Origin of the sequence: Viridibacillus sp. FSL H8-0110, assembly GCF_038003565.1 — a bacterium.
Taxonomy (GTDB): Bacteria; Bacillota; Bacilli; order Bacillales_A; family Planococcaceae; genus Viridibacillus; species Viridibacillus arenosi.
In genome coordinates this window covers 2,055,026-2,074,731 of sequence record NZ_JBBOPJ010000001.1, presented here as the reverse complement: position 1 = coordinate 2,074,731, position 19,706 = coordinate 2,055,026, and the positions used below count along the sequence as shown (strand labels likewise).

Genomic DNA, 19,706 nt, shown 5'->3' with positions numbered 1-19,706 from the left:
TGTGGTATGAAAGAAAAAGGCGTCCTCTTAGCGAACTGACCAAGTTAATGAGACAGGGAACAAATCTCAACTATGGTTTGATTTGTGTTTTATTTGGTTTTACAGGTACTCCTGCTCTTAATTTATATTTGCTGGATAACTTACTCTTGTACCCATAGAAAAACACCTCCAAGTTGTCTTAGGTAATACATACCTGTTTTTCAACTTAAGGTGTTTTTATTTGTCTCAAACTATGGGGTCAGTTCCCAGTCAATAAGAGGAGTCTTTTTTGTTTTACAAAAAATTTTAATATTTGAATTTTCTAATCAGTAAAGCGGTGAAACAGAACATTACCTCCAAGGTGTTTCAGTTTTGTGCTCAATCATTTGTAATACTTTCGGTTCAATCTCTTTTAATCGTTGTTCCATTGTATGAGAGTTTTTAGGAATTTCTCCATTTTCTTCACCTTGAATCTGCAGGATAATCTGTGCTTTCGCAATGACCTCAAACACTTGTTGTGTGGAAACATTTTTAGATGATGCAATTTCAACAACCGATTTTCCAGTTGCTAATTCTTGTTTTAATTCTGCCCCATTCATATTTAATAAAGAAAATAGGTCCTGATTATTTAAAAAGTTATCAGCATAGTAATCAGGCTGACCATCACTTGTAAAAAAAGCCTCATCAGTAAAACTAAATTCAGTTGGTATTTTTTTGCTTTCTTGTACTTTTACTTCTTGTTTTGTTGTTTCATTCGATTGTTTGTAAACTATTTGTTCCGCTTTTACTGCCTCATCTTTCTGAATTTGTGTAGCATAGGCACTTCCAGTTCCTACTAATAATGCTGTTGAAATACTAAGTACAGTGAATAAATTCTTTTTACCCATTTAAATTCCTCATTCCATTGTTTTATTTGCCTTACAAAAACGATTATAGTTGGACAATGTTAAGATGAAGTCAAGACGGTATCAATTGGAAATAAAGTTTTTTGTTTTTGCGTAATTTTAACCAAAAGACTGCGATTAACTTACCATAATGATCTTCGTTTGCAGGCGTTTTTGCTAATGTTAGCGAAATCACAATTTAAGGTAATGGATCACCAATCAATGATATTTTCAAATACCAAATTACATATACTTTCGACGTATAAGTAAAGAAAAATGCCCGACTGTTGGACTACCGTCCTTCAGCCGGGTTTTCTTGTTTTTAAAATCAATTTTTTTGTCCCTACTATATCTTTTTCATCAAAAAATTCAACGTAATGTTTCAATAATAATTATTCTGTAACTTCTTCTACTAACTTGCCCCTTTAGTTGAATAAAAAAAGAGCTGTCGTAACAGCTCTCGATCTTTTACTTCAAATGTTTGTTTCTTATCTATTTTCATACGTTTAAAGATAAAAAAAGACCTTAGATATAATGTTTTTTCTAACTTGTTTGTTCAACTAAAGCGCCCGATTGCGGAATAGTGGAAATTGCGAAAGAGCTGCAAAATGTCATTTCTAAATTTTTTCTAATGCACCCCATCCTTTATTATAGTAACATCTTTTTTAGTCCCGCTAAATTTCCTTTAAGAAATAAAGCATTTTTTCAATTCCACGACGTTTACACCACCCGATACTATTAAAAGCACCTGTAAATCGATAAAAAGGCAATACAATTACCTGTTAAAGGATATCTAAAATAGCTTTTACCCGTTATTTATTTTGGTGCAATTATTTCTTTACCACCCATGTATGGTCTTAAAACTTCAGGAATTACTACGCTTCCATCAGCTTGTTGATAGTTTTCTAGGATAGCGGCAACTGTACGACCAATGGCAAGACCTGAACCGTTTAATGTATGAACATATTCTGGTTTTGCATTTGGCTCACGACGGAAGCGGATATTCGCTCGTCGTGCTTGGAAATCCTCAAAGTTAGAGCAAGAAGAAATTTCACGGTACATGTTTTGTGCAGGAATCCAAACTTCTAAATCATATTTCTTCGCTGAAGTAAAACCTAAATCAGCTGTACACATTTTTAGCTTACGATATGGTAAGCCTAGTAATTGCAATACTTTTTCCGCATGATTTGTTAATAGCTCTAATTGTTCGTATGATTCCTCTGGTTTTACAAAGCGAACTAGTTCTACTTTGTTGAACTGATGTTGACGGATTAAACCACGTGTATCACGACCTGCAGATCCCGCTTCTGAACGGATGCACGCACTATAGGCAGCAAAACCTTGTGGTAAATCCTCAGCCAGTAAAATTTCATCACGATAGAAGTTTGTTACAGGTACCTCTGCCGTTGGAATCATGAAATAATCTGTTTCCTCTAATTTAAATACATCTTCTTCAAATTTAGGAAGATTTCCAGTACCCGTCAAGCTATCACGATTAACAATGACAGGTGGTAGCATTTCCTCATAACCATGCTCCTCTGCATGTAAATCCATCATAAATGTCATTAATGCACGTTCTAAACGAGCTCCAAGCCCGCGGTAGAATAAGAAACGGCTACCTGTTACTTTTGTACCTCGTTCAAAGTCAACAATCTTCAAATCTGTAGAAAGATCCCAGTGTGCTTTAATCTCAAAATCAAATGTTGGAATTTCACCCCAAGTATATTCTTCTACATTGTCGTCTTCTGTTGTCCCTACTGGTACAGATTCGTGTGGAATGTTTGGCAAGCGCATCATCATATCTTTAAAGCGCTCTTCAACATCATTTAGTTGAACATCTAGCTCTTTAATTTCATCGCCTACATGACGCATACGAGCAATAACTTCATCTGCATTTTCCTTGTTGCGTTTCATAATTGAAATTTGTTCAGATACTTTATTTCGTTCTGCTTTTAATTCTTCTGTTTTAGCAATTAACTCACGACGCTTTGCATCTAAATCCTCAAAGTCATCTAAGTTGCCTAAATCTTCATTACGTGTTAATAGCATTTCTTTAATTTCCGCGAAATTATCGCGTACGCGTTTAATATCTAACATAGTCATACCTCCAGTAGTTTAATGTCATTGCATCCGTTAAGTCTTGGTGTAATTGCGTTGCAAGCTAAACTCGAATAGCTCCGCTTAGAATCAAAATAAACACAAAAAAGCCCCCATCCCTAAAAAGGGACGAGAGCTACCCGCGTTGCCACCCTAATTGATTAGGCATATACCTAATCCACTTATTTCATAACGGCATTTCAGCCGGCTACAGCCTACTTACATTACTTCGACTGTGCAACTCCAGGACGGATTCACAAGTGCTTCTATCAGCTTCCACCAACCGCTGACTCTCTAAAAAAAACGTGCTTGCTACTACTTCCCATCATCGTGTTCAGTTATTTAAATTTTAACCATACTGTACTATATGAAAACAGATTTTGCAAGTCATACCATAAGATACAAAATATTCTAGAATTCTTGAATCACCGGTTAATTCCGGATGAAATGCACAACCCAATAAATGACCATTTCGCGCTAAGATAATTTTCCCCTCATATTCAGCGAATTTCAACATTTTTACCGACTGCTTTAATATGAGGAGCCCGAAGTCTTCAATGGAAAGGTCAGAATAAAACAATTGAATGTTTTCAATATAGTTATAATTCATCTAGAATACCCCTTTTAGTCACTTTCTATTGTTTAGTTTAAGGACAACACTTCACAATCTTTATAGTGATATTAACATAAATATCCAATAAAAAAACATCTCACCTCTAAGAAATCTATAGAGGTGAGATGTTTTTAATCAAACTTTATTATAAATAATCAATCTTTTTTTCAAAGCTACACTTTACGTATTTTGTATAAGTACTTATTTGAATTTAGCTTTGTACTGCAAATAAGAAATCTCTCCTATAATTAACAAAAAAGATCGACTCCTTTAAGGAGTCGATCTTTCACTTTAAATGTTCGTTTGTTTTTATAACTCGTTTATTGAACTAAAGCACACCCTTTTCTCCTACAATCATCAGGAAACTGTTCTCTGATGATTGCTCATTGAGGACTAGTCTTTGGAGTAATTTATTTATTCTTCATTTGTTGCGATTACTCGTGGTTCCGTCGCACTATTTGATGCATCAGTAACTCTAACTGCATTTCGTTCTTTGCCTTTATTTGTTGTGATTACACGTGGTTCTGTCGTACTATTTGGTGTATCAGTAACACTAACTGCATTTCGTTCTTTGCCTTTATTTGTTGTGATTACACGTGATTCCGTCGTGCTATTTGATGTATCAGTAACACTAACTGGATTTCGTTCTTTGCCTTCTTTCAACGTTGGTGACTCTTGGCCAGTTGCCGCAAGACGGTCATCCTCTAATGACTAATGTACATGCGAATGCTGTTTCTAAAACCGACTTTTTCTTTAAGGTCATAATGGACACTATCCTTTCTTCAATCCCGTTTTTACTAAAATGATTACAAAGCGACGTAACCGTATAGGTTTCATCTGCCATATTGATGAGAGATAGTGCATATGCTGACTTTGCCTTATCTCCAAATTGTCTAATAACCCTTTCGTCGCAAGAGAATTCAATGTCTCTGTTTACTAAAAAATACATAAGCCAAACTAATGGAAAATACAAAGTAATAAACTGATAATAGTTAAGCCTGAGTTAACACAAACTGTGAAATAAAAAAAGTTACCTTTTAGCAACTTAGGAGTGAAATCCATTAATTATATTTAGTAAGCCAATCAATTATTTGATCATAGTTACTTGAGAACATTGCGTTGTCTTTTGTATTAGACTGTTCAAGGTGAGTTAATATATCCCCTTCTTCTAATAAAAAAGCGACTGCGATAGTGTTCTCTAAAATATTATTAGCGAACAATTTGTCTTTCCACAATTTTTGTACAGAAAAATGTTCTGGAGTATAACCTTTACGATTAATTAACAACTTATACTTTTTTCCTTGTCTAATAAATGAATAGCACGTTTTTTCAAATGAATTAAACCATGCGTTTACATCTGCAAGGGTTATGTAACCTGTCAAATTAGTAATAATAATATCTTCAGAAATGGATGTACTTATATTTTTAACATTCAATTAAAAAACAACTCCTTTTTATTAGTATAAACCAAATTATGGAAGTTTGTAGAAATTTTAATTTTGCACAGTTCGAAGACCCTACGCTTGTTGAACTAAACTGCCCCTTTAGTAAATAAGAAAAAAGAGCCTCGTATTGATAGCTCAACGACCTTCTACTAAATCCCCGTTAGTAAAAAATTAATTGATATCTCCTGTAGCTTTAGAAAAAAGATTGATCAAAAAGTTTCCTTCAACCTTTATTTAACAGCAAATGCAAAAACTCCATTTTGAAAAAGGATTGTTCAAAATGGAGTTAATTTTTCTAACTAAGTATGAGATTTTTAAAAAATATTTTGATCATTTTCTACTAATGTTACTAAACAGTGGTGCCCTTTTGTTGAGTTCAGATTCATTCGATACAATCCTTTTACATCTAACTCTTCTGCTTTTTCGTCTATCGCATGTTGTTTCATTCCGTACTCTAATTTCCATTCTGCTTCATTTTCTTGCATATGGATTTTCACTACTTTCGTGGAAATCCGTGTCTATTTACACTCCACGCTATAATCAAAACAACAAGCAGCAACATCAACAGCACTCCTGGAAATGACTGTACACCAACAATCTCTAGCAAAGCACCACCAGCAACTGCTAAATTCCATTCAGTGGTATTAATAGGCATTACGACATCAACACCTTCTTCACCGCTTGCATAAGCAAGTGCAGTTTGCAACAGGGTGGCTGCACCTCCGAAAGTAAGTCCCAATAAAGCCACTGCCGAATAAACGATGGATACCGATGTGGCTTCCACCCATAGTACTGCGGCTACCAGCTCAAAACCGAGCAGACTAATCAATACAAGTAGTCGCATTGCCTGTTCATTCTACAACAGTACCATCTTAATAGTATTGATAAGCATCCCAATGCAGCGCTTAAAATTGGTTTATCCGGAGGCGAATTGTTAAATTCCTTATTAGCGGTTATTCAATTGTTTTGTGGCGGTCTTTCTTGAACAATTTTGATAATCCTTCGTAGACAACCGGTACGATAAATAACGTTAAAATTGTTGATGTAATTAAACCACCGACAACAGTAATTCCTAAGCCTTGCGAGATAATTGAGCCACCTGAGCTGCTGCTTAGAGCTAATGGTAATAGCGCGAATACGGTTGCAATCGCCGTCATTAAAATAGGACGTAAGCGCGTTTCAGCGGCATCGATTAACGAATCACGCATCGTTTCGCCGGCAAGTTCGTTATGAATAACGCGGTCGACGAACACGATGGCATTCGTGACAACGATCCCAACGAGCATTAAAATACCGAGCATAGACGATACAGTGAATGATTCGCCAGCAATAAGTAAGCCAAGAACGGCACCGATTAGTGTAAATGGTAATGAGAAGAGAATCGCAAACGGTGCTAAACCTTCTCGGAATGTGACAACTAAAATGAAATACACAAGGAAAATGGCCGCAATAATCGCTAAGCCTAATTGTGTGAATGTTTCTTGGATATCTGCAGATGTACCGCCTTGTTCAAGGGTTACACCTTTGGTAAAGTCGATATCGTTGACTTCTTTTTTAATACGAGTTGAAATCGCAGAGACGTCATCACCCTTAATGCCGGCAGTAACTGTTGCGTATTCTTTATTATCCTGACGGCTAATTGATGATGGTGTTGTTGATTTGTCGATTGATACTAAATCAGACAGTTTCTCCGTACCCTGCTGCGTCGTAATATCTTGTTTTAAGAAGGCTTTCATCGTTTCAAACGTTTTGCTGTCGTCTTGTGCAACGATAACATTTAACGTATTGTCGCCATCTTCAAGCGTTGTGACGATCGTATCACCTGTCGCTTGCATTAACATTGGTGATAATTGGTTAGCTGTTAAGCCATATTGTTTTAGTGCTTTTTCTTTCAAGTTAAATGTATATTGTGGATAGGAATCAGATACGCTTGACTTTGCATCTTTTAATCCTTTGTCGTCATTTAAAACGTCTTCGATTTGAAGGGCAGCTTTTTCGACTTTTGCACGATCTGTACTACTAATCGTGTAGCTCACTTCGTTTGAAGAACCGGTCATCGACATGTCTTGTTGCTTCCAAGTCCCTTTATGACCGAATGATTTTAAATGATCGAACAGTTTTTGTTGTTTGGCATCTAAGTTTTTCACATCTTCATTGAAAATGATGTATAGCATCGAACCAGAGCCTGCCATCATTGACATCGTATCTGGTGAAGCAGAGCTTGATGTGATTGATGATTGTACGAGTGTGACGTCGCCTTGTTTTGCGATGTATTTTTCCGCTTCTTTCACGGATTTATTTACTTCGTCATCTAATTCTCCAGTCGCTGGTGTGTACGTCGTAATCATCGTCATTTGTTGGTCGCTACCAAAGAAGCTAAAGCCCACTTTCGGTAATAGCGCGACAGAGCCGATTAAAATAACGAGCGCAATGACTAATGTAATAATTTTGTGATTTAATGCGGCATTTAACATTTTACCGTATCGAATGGCCATACGACTATGTTTTTCTTTACTGCCGACTTTTTGTTCTGGTGTAGCTAAAATTTCTTTTTTGAACATTGTGTGCGCCATAATTGGTACGACTGTAATGGCCACGATTAACGATATGCCAAGAGCAATAGCCATCGTTATTGCAAATGGACCGAATAATTCAGCGACCATACCATCGATAAAGATGATTGGTGTGAATACCGCGACCGTTACTAATGTAGATGACAGAATCGGTTTGAACATTTCTGTCGTAGCAGACGCGATTAATTGACGACCACGTAACGGCTCGTTTTTATCATACATGCGTCGGTAAATGTTTTCGACAACGACAATCGAGTCATCGATTACACGTCCGATAGCTACAGTTAACGCACCGAGTGTCATCATATTTAACGTCATATCGAGCGATTTAATGATGGCAATCGATGTTAATAATGATAGTGGAATCGAAACGATTGAAATGATTGTTGAGCGGAAGTTACGTAAGAAGATTAGAATGACTAATACGGCGAAAATCGCACCGAAAATTGCTTTTTCAAGCATCGTATTCACAGAATCTTCAATTGGTTGACCTTGGTCGCTCGTAATATCGATATTCATATCGATATTCGCTTTTTCTAAATCTGTTATTTTGTCTTTCACAGCGTTGACAACATCGACCGTATTGGCGTCTTGTGTCGCTGTAAGTTGAATTGAAATTGCTTCTTTGCCGTTGACGCGTGAAATAGAGTCGTGGTTTTCGACTTTTTCAAGTGTAGCCACGTCTTTTAATTTCACTGTTTGAACGCCAGCAGAAGCGGCTTGACCAGCGTCAGTATGCGCTTGGCTTTGTGCAGCGCCTGCACTTGAACCAAACACGATATCCATGTCGTTCAACTGTTTAAGCGATGTCGCTTTATCGTTTACGACAATCGATTTTTTCGTGTCATCTAATGTGTAAAGGCCAAGCTGATTTGTAACGTTTTGACCTTGAATTGCTTGGGTGACAGCTGCAGCTGTAGTGCCAAGCGCTGCTAATTTGTCTTCATCATACGTCAATTCAATTTCGTATGCTTCTTGACCTGTTACCGTTAATTGACCAACACCGTCGATTTTCTCAAGTGCGGTTTTCACATCATCTTCAACGAATTGAGTAGCTGTTTTTAAATTGCCATCTTCGCTAGAGACGCTAAGTGCTAAAATAGGCATCATGCTTGAGCTAAATTGCATGATTGTTGGTTCGTCGACACCTTCTGGTAAGTCGACCGATTTGAAGGCTTTTTCAAGCTTAGTTTGGGCCTTATCTAAATCGGTGTCGTAGTCGTAATTGACTGTCAGTGATGCAACGTTTTGAGACGATTTGCTGTTGACGCTATCGACGCCTTTAATAGAGGAAATCGCATCCTCGAGGGGCTTCGATACATCGTCGGCAACTTGCTCAGGGGTGGCATTCGGATAGACCGCTGATACGCTTAATGTCGGTAATGAAATGTTCGGAATGGATTCGTATTTAATCGTCGTTGACGCAAAAATACCCCAGACAATCAGTAAGACCGTCAAAATCCACACTGCTAGTTTGTTACCAATCATAAAATCAATAATGTGCTTCAATGTTTTCATCCTTTTCTTTATAAATTGAAGGGCAAACCCTTCGATAAGGACTATCATAAAAAGCGAATGTTAACTCAATGTTACGTAATCGGAAAATAATAAAAAAAGAAGCAACCGATTGGACTGACCTAAATATTTTAGACAACATAAAAAAGCACTTTGGAGGTGCTTTTGAATGGGCAAAAAACGTGTATATTCATATGAATTAAAAATGATGGCAATTGAAAGAAGGTTAGCGGGTGTACCGAAAAAACAAATTCAAGAAGAGTTAGGAATCAAAAATGATACACAAATTGAAACATTCACTGTCTCATTTTAGTGAGTCAGTACCCGATTAGTTGGTCGCTTCATTTTTATGCGGTAAAATAACGGTTACTCGTAAGCCACGTTCATAATTTTCAAGCTGGAATGTACCATGATGTTTTCGCACAATATTTTCGACGATTGATAAGCCAAGGCCATTGCCGGTCGATTTTTGATTTTTGGCCTTATAAAAAGGTTCTTTAACGCGATCTAGTTCGGGTTGCTCAATGCCAGGTCCTTCGTCCTCTAGTTGAATCGTGTAATGTTCACCATCACTGCGCAATGTAAGCCCTAACTTACAATTTTCCGGCGTAAAATGAATCGCATTGTTAATTAAGTTGTACCACACTTGATAGAGCAGTAACTCATCTGCTTCAATGATACTGCGCTCGATTTGTACATCAAACTCAATCGCTTTGGTGGCCCAGTGCGGCTCAAGTGAAATGATAACTTGGCGTAGTTGCTCTGCTAAATCGAATGTTCGTTTTTCGAGTGGTTGCGTACCATTTTGCAAGCTCGATAGTTTCAGTACATTACGACTTAGTTGCGATAAACGGGCGCTTTCATGCTCGATAATTCGTAAGTAATAAAGCTGCTTCTCGCGCGACATTTCCTTTTGTTGCAACGCTTTTGTAAAGCCTTTGATCGAAGTCAAGGGCGTTTGGAATTCATGCGAAATATTCGACACGAAATCTTTTTGCGACTGTAGCATTTTCTCTAAGTCATTCGACATCGTCCCGAAGCTTTCGTACAACTGGTCAATTTCATTCGAATAGTTTTTCGTATGTTTAAATGTGAAATTTCCTTTTGCAAACTGCGCGGTATATTCCTTCAGCTTGCGAATCGGGCGCACGATTTGAATCGACGTAAAGATATTTAAGCCGATGCCGACGAAGAGCGTAATCTTTGATAATAAAATAAATGCACTCTTCAGCATATTTTTAAAAATCGTCTGTTTCAAAATAAACTGTAAATATTTCGTGTCACTATGAATTTCAATAGGATAGATATACACTAAATCTTTCGACGTGTCATCGCCTTCTACTGCCTGGCCTTCGCGAATTTTTTTCTTCGACACATTGCTTAGTAGCGGCGAATTTTGCAACGTCTCCATCGATTGATAACTGATATTCGTCAATGAAAATTGGAATAGCTCATTTTGGAATGCATCTTCTGATAGTTGTTGTTCTTCAACCGATTGCGCAATTTTTTGCACATTGTTACTAATTTGCTTCGCAATATGGCTCGGTATCACTTGAAACGTAATAAATATCGCAATACATAAGCTAATCGCTAGCGTAATAATAAAGTTTAACAATAGGCGTGTCGTGAGATTATTCATGGCGTTCACCTAAGCGATAGCCGATATTACGCAGCGTCTGAATTTCGAGTGGGATAGCGAGACTCTCTAAACGCTTGCGAATTTTCCGAATATGCACATCGACTGTACGCTCCGTTCCTTCGTAATCAAGGCCCCATATTTTTTCGAGTAAATGGTCGCGTGTAAATACTAGCTCGCAATTCGTTGCAAATAAAAATAATAACTCAAATTCCTTTAGTGGCAATACTTCGCTTTGCAGGCCGTCACTTAGTGTGTAGTTTTTCCGATTAAGCGTAAAATCACCGAGCTGAATTTGTTGATGCATCTCAACGTTTGCACGGCGCAGCAATGCTTTGACACGCACCACCATTTCAACGGGATCAAACGGTTTCGTTAAATAATCGTCGGTGCCTGCGTGGAAACCTCGCACTAAATCTTGTTGCTCCGATTTCGCAGTAATCATGAGCATCGGCACGTTGGAAAACGCCCGGATTTCCTTGCTCAAACTATAACCGTCCATGCCGGGCATCATAATATCGGTAATGACACAGTCGACCGGATTACCAAGCATAAATTCGAGGGCCTCTTGCGCAGATTCTTTTTCAATAACTGTAAAGCCTTCATCTTCTAAATATAAGCTAATCAATGCGCGAATTGATTGTTCGTCGTCCACGACAACAATTTTCACCATAACGTTCACCTCTTCATCTCTTCATCTCTTCATCTCTTCATCTCTTTATCTCTTCATCTCTTCATCTCTTCATCTCTTCATCTCTTTATCTCTTCATCTCTTCATCTCTTCATCTCTTCATCTCTTCATCTCTTCATCTCTTCATCTCTTCATCTCTTCATCTCTTCATCTCTTCATCTCTTAGTGTAAATTATCATGCGAATGTTAACCAAATGTTACGTCGACAAAACTATAAGGCATTTTCGAGTTTACTGATTGTCGATTGTAAAGATTTTATTGATTCCAATTTATCTATATTTGATACGTTTTCCATTTTAGTACTTTCCTTTTTTCGTTTCTAAATTATTTTACTGATATTTGATAAATGGTTAAGAACCACTCGGAATATCTTAATATAAATAACTAACTCTCTTTGAGAGGGATTCTAAACAAACTGGACCATTGTTGAACATAAATTAAATAACACTCTTCAACTAACCTATATCGCTTCAATAGTATTACTTCAAGAAGTTAGTAAAACTGTTTCCTTCTTCAACTAACGGGGCAGTTTAGTACAAGAAGAGTTAAAAAAATATTAGCAAGGACATTTGGAAACCATTATTCTATAAGGGGATTTAAAAACAAAAGAGGTGAATGAATTAAAGGTCTAAACTTTATTGTCTTTTTACATTTTTTCCGAGTGATCTATAGAAAAGTCTCTAAAAATAATAATAACTATTTAATATATCTCGAAAAAAATAAAGACAGAACCGTTAACTATGGTTCTGTCCAATGTCTAGCTACACACTCTTTTTTACTTAATTCTTAGTAAGCGAAGTGAATTAAGTATAACAATTAATGCTGCACCATGATTTATGTACCTTTCTGCCCATATGAAAATGAAGGCATTAGTCCGGCAAAGTCTCCTGCCAAACTAGCAAGCGGCTTCCATTTATCGATTGCTATTTTATAGTTTCCTGCATAGATTGCTTCATCTATTTGGACACATTCAACTTTTCCAAGCACTAGATAATCTCCACCGACAGGCATAATTTGGTCTAACTTAAGTTCTATTGAGATTGGCGCTTCTAGCACTGCTGGTACATTCAAAAGTTTACCATTCTGAACAGTCACTCCTGCAAGCTCAAACTCATTTTTCTCTGGCTCTACACTAGCCGATGAACGATACATCGCTTCCCCAAGCGGCTCAGGTACCATATTAATTATATATTCTTTCACTTCACGAATGTTCGTTAACGTATCCTTAATGCTTCCCTTTCGTTCATTAACGCCCGGTCCTATTGAGATTAAAAGTATTGGTGGATTTCGAGAAGCCACAGTAAAAAAGCTGAATGGCGCTAAATTTAAAATGCCATCCTTACTTTTTGATGAAACCCATGCAATCGGTCTTGGTATCACAGAGCCAATTAACAATTTATACATCTCATCCTCGCTCAAATCAATTGTATTAAATATGAGTTTCTGTTCTTTAGACATCTATTCATTCTCCTTCAACTATATTTGATTAAGTAATATGTCGAATCTATAATAGAATTATTATAGAATTCTGAAACACTCATGAACCCATTCTAAATTATAAACTCGAATACAAATAAAACTAGTATGCACTTTTTTGTTAGATACTTACTTAAAGGAGAGTGATGTTATTGCCAGAATCAAGTAATAATTTTATGAGGCGCAACAAACAAAGACCATTTGACTTCACATTATCGTTAATCGGTGGCAAGTGGAAAATGAAAATAATGTATGAATTATCTTCCGATACGATTTTACGTTATGGAGAGTTAAAACAGAAAATTCCTGCTATCACTCACAAAATGTTAAGTTCTCAGTTAAGCGAACTAGAGAACTCTGGAATTGTTCACAGAAAAGAATACCCTCAAATTCCTCCAAAAGTGGAATACTCCTTAACGCCAAAAGGAAAGAGTTTAATGCCAATATTAGAGGAAATGTGCAAATGGGGCGTGGCAAATCAAATATGAACTTAAACTTATAAGGAGTAAAAAGTACTGTGTAAATAATTCCTAGTAATAAATCGTAAAGTAATTATTAAACTAGAACATGTTGATTAAAAAAGATATTGTAGCAGAAACCCCTTTAGACAAAACATATCTAAAGGGGCAAAACGATGCAACTTTTTTATAAACAGTACAACTTTGTTACCTATTTTTCCAGATTCCTCTAATGTCTTTCTTAATAGGGGTATCGTCAGGAAAATGCGGATTTACAACGATAAGGAAATTCCAAATTAAAAAGCCCAACTTCTCTACAAATCAAAATAGAGAAATTGAGCTTTTCAGTTACTTCATTTATTTATTGAATTCATTAACTGGAAGAAGTATTCAGGTTTATGAGTCTTATTTAGGTTATACCATGAATGTAATGCATCTGGTGTAAATACATCTATTTTTTTCAGTACCTCCATTGCAAATTCCAAAGGAGCTATTCCTGATGCAGTAACTAAATTCGCATCAGATACCGCAGATCCTAACTCATAGAACTTTTCTCCTTTATAGTTAGGACATACCATTTTAGTATATTCTAAGTTATTACTTGTATGCTTTCTAGTATCTAAGTATCCCATATTCGCGAGGCCCTCAGTTGCACCACAAATTGCAGCAACAATAGTGCCAAGCTTTAAAGCTTGGCCAATTCTTTCCAAGATAGGTTGATGAATTTCTTCACTCCAAGTAGTCCCTCCTGGTAAAATTAAAAGATCTTTACTCTCAAGAGTACATTCATCAAGGGAAATATCTGGTTTTATGCTCAGTCCTCCCATAGTAGTAATCATTTCTTTATTAGCTCCTACTGTAATTACTTTTAAAGGTGCTAAATCTTTTTTGAAATATCTTCCTGAGTTTAGTTCAGCAATTAAATATCCATATTCCCAGTCCGACATTGTATTAAATACATATAGAAAAACTTTTTTTGTTTGCATCCAATAACACTCCAATCACAATTGATATAGCTATTATAATATAACTTCCCTGACAGTTAACGTCAGGGAAGTTATCATACTTGATGAAATTTTATTAATTCCGACAGAACTTCAATAAGTCTTTTCTTAAGACTTATTGGCTCAATAACTTTAATAGATTTATTGTACGGTAAAAGTAAATAAGGTACATATGTATGTATCATATCTTTTTCAAGAAGAAAAACTGCTTGATTTGAAGTCCGTTCTTGTAAATAATGTCCTAAAAACCAATGTTGGCAAATATCAGCCAATACACTTTTATCCCCATCAATAACTAAAGAAATAATCCCTTCCTTATCTTCTATAGTTGGAAGAAGACTTTTTATAAAAAAGTCACGTGCTGAAAAATTTTCTGGCCGGTTAAACTTATTTTCGGTTAGCATTAGACTTTCAATTCGATCTACTCTAAAACTACGGATATCATTCCTAAGATGACAAAATCCAATCACATACCACTTATTATTCCAATAGATAATTCTGTACGGATCGACCAATCTATGATTTAATTGCTTTTCGCCACTTTTATGGTAAAGAATTTTTACTGAGTACCCGTCAGCTACGGCCTGCTCCAACTCCTTCAAAAAAAGTTCCATAGAGAGTGAACTTAATCGACTTATTACTTCAAGACTAGTTAAATGTTGGTTTATCTTTGTTTCCTGCTCTTGATTTGAGTATTTACTTAGTTTTGAAATGGCCCTATTTAGTGCTTCACCTCCATAATATCCGGCTTCTTCTGCAAAAACAGCAGCGTGAAATAGTGAAGTTTGCTCCTCAAAATCAAAAAAAAGAGGAGCCTCAATAAAATTGTTCAATAAAGTGTATCCACCGTTATGTCCTGGTTCTGAAATTATAGGTACGCCACTTGTTGAAATTGTATCAATATAACGATACACAGTCCTTATATTCATCTCTAACTTTTCTGAAATTTGTTTTGCAGTAATTTTTTCACCTGAACGAAGCATCCATAGAATTGCTAACATATTGTCAATTTTAGGCATATAATTCCACCTCTATATGAAATTTATTTTCTATTATATATTTCCGTTTTTTGGTATAACTCATCAACTGTTCCTTTCCGATAGCTTTCTATATAATGAGGCCTTAGACACATTTGTAATTTCACAAATTTGATTTACAGTCATATCTCCCTCTTTATAAAGCTTTACTGCATAATTCATTCCTGCATGATTTTTATGGTACTTCTTTAACAGACCTTTAAACTTTCCTTCTTTCTTAGCCAGTTCAATTCCTTCACGCTGCCGCATACGTATAAGATCACGTTCTAATTGGTTTACACCCGCCATAACCGTAATTAAGAATTGACTGTAGGGATCATCTTCTGATAAATCTAGCCATGTATCTTTTAAGGATTTTAAATTTGCCTTTTTACTCCGTATGTTATCGATTAATTCAAATAAATCTTGTGTACTACGAGTAATCCGAGTTAAGTCCGTAACATAAATGATGTCACCTTCTTGTATATCCTCTAACATTTTTTGAAGTTGCACAAGATCTTTTGTTGCTCCGGAAACTTTTTCTTCAAAAATAATATCCATTCCGATTTCGTTCAGTTACTGAAATTGCCTTGAAGGATTCTGGGAGAAAGTGATCTCATTAGATTCTTTAAGACCACTGAAACTTTCTTAACGTTGTTAAAAACGGGAGAATCGTCAGGAAAATAGACTTAGCGTTGTAAATCCGCATTTTCCTGACGGTACCCCATTAGGTAGTTTTTATGAAATATTTGAGTTTTTGCAGGATGAACTGTATAAACCAGTTATCAAGAATCAACCCAATTTATTAGATACAGATTTAGATTTAATTTCAAACTTTATAGGAGGAATCATTGCCTTAATTCATTATCTATCTTCAGAATCATTAAGATCATTTAGGCTTCCTTTTGAAAAAAACATTTAAACGTTGAGTTCAAAATTTACTTTCCTAATACCGTTAGTTTAAGTGTAAAGGGTCGTAAAAATAGATCGTCGTAATGTGACATCTTGCTTAAATTGCTTGGAACCAAAAGACATCTACTAAGTGCATATCTTAATAATGTTCGTTGTATTTTATTTTTCATCCCTAAATTGTTAATTTAGGGGTTTTTATTTGTATTTTCTTGTTCAACTAACCTGCCCCGTTAGTTTAAGTGTATTTCTTCACAATCTTTATAGTGATATCAATATAAAGATCCCATAAAAAATCATGGCACCTCTAAAAAATCTATAGGGTGCCATGATTTTAATCAAACTTTTTTACAAAACTACAACCGCTAATATATTAACGAAAATATAAGCTAAGCGACATACTGAAGAAAAAATACCGGTATTCTATACGCCAAGGATTTACCGAGATTTTGTGTATTAGGGATACTACCTGTAAAGCTGTCCCTAGGGGCAAAGTAGAAGCAATTCTTTTTGATCTATTGCTTCGTAAACAATATTGAAAAATGGAATTAATTGTAATGATAGTATTGTTTTCAATTATGTTGATTCGCTGTAAAAAACTCTATCACTTTAAATTGACTGGTTGTTGTTGTGTAACACAGTGAATCATACCACCATCTTTATAAAGTTCCCTTACATCAATACCAACTACCTTACGATTAGGGTATAGTTTTTGGATTGTATCGTTTGCTATTTTGTCATTAGGGTCATTATAATTCGGAACTAATACAACTGTATTCCCAATATAAAAATTCACATATGAACCTTTGTATTCTAAATTCGTTCCATTATCTAAAATTACATTATTTTTACTGATTGGTAAATACACATACTGATAAGGCTTGTCGAAGGCATTCTTTGCATTCATTAATTTTTTAATATCCTTATTGGAAAGACCCCATTCTTCTAAATCATCCTTTTTCATTGTAATGATTGAAGACTTATCATGAAATTTTGCAAAACCATCAATATGAAAATCTGTAATATCTAGGTTTGGCACTCCATCTAACCAAATAAAGTTATTAGCACCAAGATTTTCTTTCATATACTCCTCGATTTCTAATTCTGATAATTTAGGGTTTCGATTTTTATTAGTAACAGCACTACGTGTCGATAAAAAAGTGCCATTACCATCTAGTTCAAATGCTCCACCTTCAAGTACTACACTATTTAGATTAATTCTTTCCATACCTAACTGCTTGCTAAGAACACTTGGTATTAATGCATCTTTTTTGTATCGCGTTTTCTTACCCCATCCATTAAATCCCCAATCCATGAGTTTCAGATTGTTTTCTTTATCGTATACAAAAATTGGCGCTGTATCTCTTGCCCATACATCGTCAGTAGGTACAATATAAAAATCAATTTTGTCCATATTTATGCCCTCATCATACAGAAGATCATTAATATAGTTCTTTTCATATTCATCATATGCGATAATATGAACATTTTCTCCTTCACTAAGGGCAGCTGTCATCTCGATCCAAATTGGTTCAATCTTTTCTTCATAGCCTTTACCATATGTAAAGGAATGGGGCCATTGCAACCACGTACCTTCATGTTTGCTACTTTCATCGGGCATTGTGTATTTACCTACTTGCTGCTTTTCCACGAATTGTCTCCCCTCACCTTTACCTGGATTACACCCCCCCATTATGATTCCAGCCGTTAATAAAGCCCCTACGCAAAGTACAATTATCTTTTTCATATCCAAGATCTCCTTAAGTTGTGATAGCTTTCTCTTGGAAGTAGAATAATCTTTGACATAGTGTCAAAGTCAAGCAATTATTGCATTTCTTTTTTGATGACGGGAAGGCTAATTTGCGTCACATACTCCTCTACATGACAGTCACACTCTGAACCTTTCAAGTAGGTTTCATAAGGAAGACCATCCATGCAGTAGCCGTTGCTTTCTGTCCATTCTTCAAGTGCCATATGTGCGTATCCGATATAGTCATAACTTCCGATATGCAAGGTAGTAGCAACAATCTTTTGGGGGAGTTTTTTTATTTGCCATTCCCTTGATATTTTTTCGTCATTCCTATGAATGATTGGAATCATTAATTCAATATCGCAGTGGTCAGGGGTAAACTCTTCATCAAAAAAAATGACAGACGGAACACTAAGTAACTGAATATTACTCTCTTTTGCCTTATCGTAAAAGGAATCAATGTACTTGTCCATGTCATCAATATTAATCTGTAATCTTTGACTTACGACTCTAATCTCTTTTCGCATTCCAAGCAATATATCATACGATTTTCTTTCTCCTTGTATTAAATCCTCATTTTTTTCGATCATCTCATGCATTTCTGTAATAATCTGTCTATATCGACTCATCTCTTTTGATATTTCATTTATTTTCGCGTATATCATTTCTATAAACAATGTACTGTCTGACGACTGGAGAATCGTTCTAATTTCAGGCAGGGAAAATCTATATTCTTTCAATTTCTTAATTAGTAATGCCGTTTCTAATTGATTCTTCTCATAAAATCTGTACCCGTTTGTTGTATCTACATGTACTGGTTTCAAAAGTTCTTCCTTGTCATAGTGTCGTAACATGCGAGCACTCATTTTGCATAGTTGTGAAAATCTGCTGATTGTGTACATAGTTCTCCTTTACTTAGTGTGATGTTTTTTTTTGCAAAATCGCAAGTATATCGTCTTGAGCTTATGATATCAATAGCCTTTCGCAAAAAGCAAGGTAAGCTTAGGAAGAGCGTAATCCTTCTTGTACTAAAGCACCTGTTAGTTGAATTGGATACAAAGCTGTATCAAGACTCATTTTTGAATTTTCGCTACTGAAACTCCATCTGTTGTTACATGAAAGGTTATAGTAATAGGACCTTCAGGTGGATTAAATGGACCTGTATACGTATCATATTTTACTTTCACAGTAAAATCATATTGAGAATACCCGCCAGTTTGACGTTTTACTTCTAATATTTCTGCATTCCAGAGTGCATAACTACGATTTGGATATTCCTTATTAATCACTTTCCTAGCCTCAGGGTCTAATAAAACTAATAATACATCATAAAAATCGGGATGCTCTTCTTCAGAACTTACTTTTTCAACTTCAGCTTTACCTGTATTCGACAACATCACTCCCGAAGTGATAAACGTTAATACCAAAACGAGTGAAATCAAAATAGAGGTAATTTGTTTTTTTTTCATATTTGAATAACCACCTTATTTTATCAGTCAAGGTAGCTTGCCCAGTTCATAAAAATCAAGTGTTTGTTCAACTAATCTGCCCCTTTAGTTAAATAAGTTCAACAAAACCGTTAGTTGAACAAAAAATGAAATTTTTATTATGCTAAACAACTATGAGAAATAAAAACATATTCAGGTTAGAATAGCCATCG

General features: G+C 35.7%; 19 protein-coding genes, 1 pseudogene and 1 other annotated feature. Of the genes and pseudogenes, 2 read left to right on the top strand and 18 right to left on the bottom strand.

Features of this window, described 5'->3' with window-relative positions; genetic code table 11:
• Positions 1–329: 329 nt before the first annotated feature.
• From MHH98_RS10390 to MHH98_RS10355, 9 genes are all read right to left on the bottom strand, one after another.
• On the bottom strand, positions 330–866 hold the full coding sequence (locus MHH98_RS10390) for a hypothetical protein (RefSeq protein WP_340712768.1): 537 nt from the start codon (positions 864–866) through the stop codon (positions 330–332).
• Positions 867–1,679: 813 nt separating this feature from the next.
• Positions 1,680–2,960 carry a serine--tRNA ligase gene (gene serS / locus MHH98_RS10385; RefSeq protein ID WP_340712767.1) on the bottom strand — a complete coding sequence of 427 codons (1,281 nt, stop codon included), beginning with the start codon at positions 2,958–2,960 and terminating at the stop codon, positions 1,680–1,682.
• A 122-nt stretch (positions 2,961–3,082) separates the two neighbouring features.
• Positions 3,083–3,298: a binding site (T-box leader), on the bottom strand.
• Between the two features lie 11 nt (positions 3,299–3,309).
• The gene (locus tag MHH98_RS10380) at positions 3,310–3,570 is read right to left on the bottom strand and encodes a hypothetical protein (RefSeq protein WP_246832130.1); all 261 of its coding nucleotides are present in this window, start codon (positions 3,568–3,570) and stop codon (positions 3,310–3,312) included.
• A gap of 417 nt (positions 3,571–3,987) precedes the next feature.
• Positions 3,988–4,236 (bottom strand): hypothetical protein, encoded by a 249-nt coding sequence (locus MHH98_RS10375; RefSeq protein ID WP_076034810.1) that lies wholly within the window; start codon positions 4,234–4,236, stop codon positions 3,988–3,990.
• Between the two features lie 34 nt (positions 4,237–4,270).
• Positions 4,271–4,546, bottom strand: a complete 276-nt coding sequence (locus tag MHH98_RS22075) for a M56 family metallopeptidase (protein ID WP_076034809.1) — start codon at positions 4,544–4,546, stop codon at positions 4,271–4,273.
• Positions 4,547–4,634: 88 nt separating this feature from the next.
• Positions 4,635–5,009, bottom strand: coding sequence for a hypothetical protein (locus tag MHH98_RS10370; protein WP_076034808.1), 375 nt, complete (start codon positions 5,007–5,009; stop codon positions 4,635–4,637).
• A 323-nt stretch (positions 5,010–5,332) separates the two neighbouring features.
• Complete coding sequence (locus MHH98_RS10365; RefSeq protein ID WP_155981170.1) at positions 5,333–5,503, bottom strand: hypothetical protein; 171 nt, start codon at positions 5,501–5,503, stop codon at positions 5,333–5,335.
• 11 nt (positions 5,504–5,514) lie between these two features.
• Positions 5,515–5,757, bottom strand: coding sequence for a hypothetical protein (locus MHH98_RS10360; RefSeq protein WP_210402644.1), 243 nt, complete (start codon positions 5,755–5,757; stop codon positions 5,515–5,517).
• A 214-nt stretch (positions 5,758–5,971) separates the two neighbouring features.
• A complete protein-coding gene (locus tag MHH98_RS10355) occupies positions 5,972–9,100 on the bottom strand; it encodes an efflux RND transporter permease subunit (RefSeq protein ID WP_445684004.1) in 3,129 nt (1,042 codons plus the stop codon).
• Between the two features lie 175 nt (positions 9,101–9,275).
• Between MHH98_RS10355 and MHH98_RS10350 the strand changes: the two genes are divergently transcribed.
• Complete coding sequence (locus tag MHH98_RS10350) at positions 9,276–9,419, top strand: hypothetical protein (protein WP_155981171.1); 144 nt, start codon at positions 9,276–9,278, stop codon at positions 9,417–9,419.
• 15 nt (positions 9,420–9,434) lie between these two features.
• On the opposite strand, the gene MHH98_RS10345 is transcribed toward MHH98_RS10350, so the two are convergent.
• From MHH98_RS10345 to MHH98_RS10335, 3 genes are all read right to left on the bottom strand, one after another.
• The gene (locus MHH98_RS10345) at positions 9,435–10,745 is read right to left on the bottom strand and encodes a sensor histidine kinase (RefSeq protein ID WP_051448642.1); all 1,311 of its coding nucleotides are present in this window, start codon (positions 10,743–10,745) and stop codon (positions 9,435–9,437) included.
• Positions 10,738–11,415, bottom strand: coding sequence for a response regulator transcription factor (locus MHH98_RS10340; RefSeq protein WP_038182219.1), 678 nt, complete (start codon positions 11,413–11,415; stop codon positions 10,738–10,740). The genes MHH98_RS10345 and MHH98_RS10340 overlap by 8 nt, the downstream gene beginning before the upstream one ends.
• Positions 11,416–12,267: 852 nt before the next feature.
• Entirely contained in the window at positions 12,268–12,891 is a 624-nt protein-coding gene (locus tag MHH98_RS10335; RefSeq protein ID WP_038182221.1) for a flavin reductase family protein, read from the bottom strand.
• Between the two features lie 194 nt (positions 12,892–13,085).
• Here MHH98_RS10335 and MHH98_RS10330 point away from each other — a divergent pair, with 194 nt between their 5' ends.
• Entirely contained in the window at positions 13,086–13,397 is a 312-nt protein-coding gene (locus tag MHH98_RS10330) for a winged helix-turn-helix transcriptional regulator (RefSeq protein WP_038183171.1), read from the top strand.
• A gap of 323 nt (positions 13,398–13,720) precedes the next feature.
• On the opposite strand, the gene MHH98_RS10325 is transcribed toward MHH98_RS10330, so the two are convergent.
• From MHH98_RS10325 to MHH98_RS10300, 6 genes and pseudogenes are all read right to left on the bottom strand, one after another.
• Entirely contained in the window at positions 13,721–14,353 is a 633-nt protein-coding gene (locus MHH98_RS10325; protein ID WP_038182224.1) for a type 1 glutamine amidotransferase family protein, read from the bottom strand.
• 74 nt (positions 14,354–14,427) lie between these two features.
• Positions 14,428–15,390, bottom strand: a complete 963-nt coding sequence (locus MHH98_RS10320) for a helix-turn-helix transcriptional regulator (protein WP_038182227.1) — start codon at positions 15,388–15,390, stop codon at positions 14,428–14,430.
• 63 nt (positions 15,391–15,453) lie between these two features.
• Positions 15,454–16,002, bottom strand: a pseudogene (locus MHH98_RS10315) (recombinase family protein).
• 898 nt (positions 16,003–16,900) lie between these two features.
• Positions 16,901–18,043 (bottom strand): agmatine deiminase family protein, encoded by a 1,143-nt coding sequence (locus tag MHH98_RS10310; protein WP_038182233.1) that lies wholly within the window; start codon positions 18,041–18,043, stop codon positions 16,901–16,903.
• A gap of 77 nt (positions 18,044–18,120) precedes the next feature.
• Entirely contained in the window at positions 18,121–18,948 is an 828-nt protein-coding gene (locus tag MHH98_RS10305) for a MerR family transcriptional regulator (RefSeq protein ID WP_038182235.1), read from the bottom strand.
• A gap of 171 nt (positions 18,949–19,119) precedes the next feature.
• Complete coding sequence (locus MHH98_RS10300) at positions 19,120–19,515, bottom strand: DUF3888 domain-containing protein (protein WP_051448644.1); 396 nt, start codon at positions 19,513–19,515, stop codon at positions 19,120–19,122.
• Positions 19,516–19,706 lie beyond the last annotated feature (191 nt).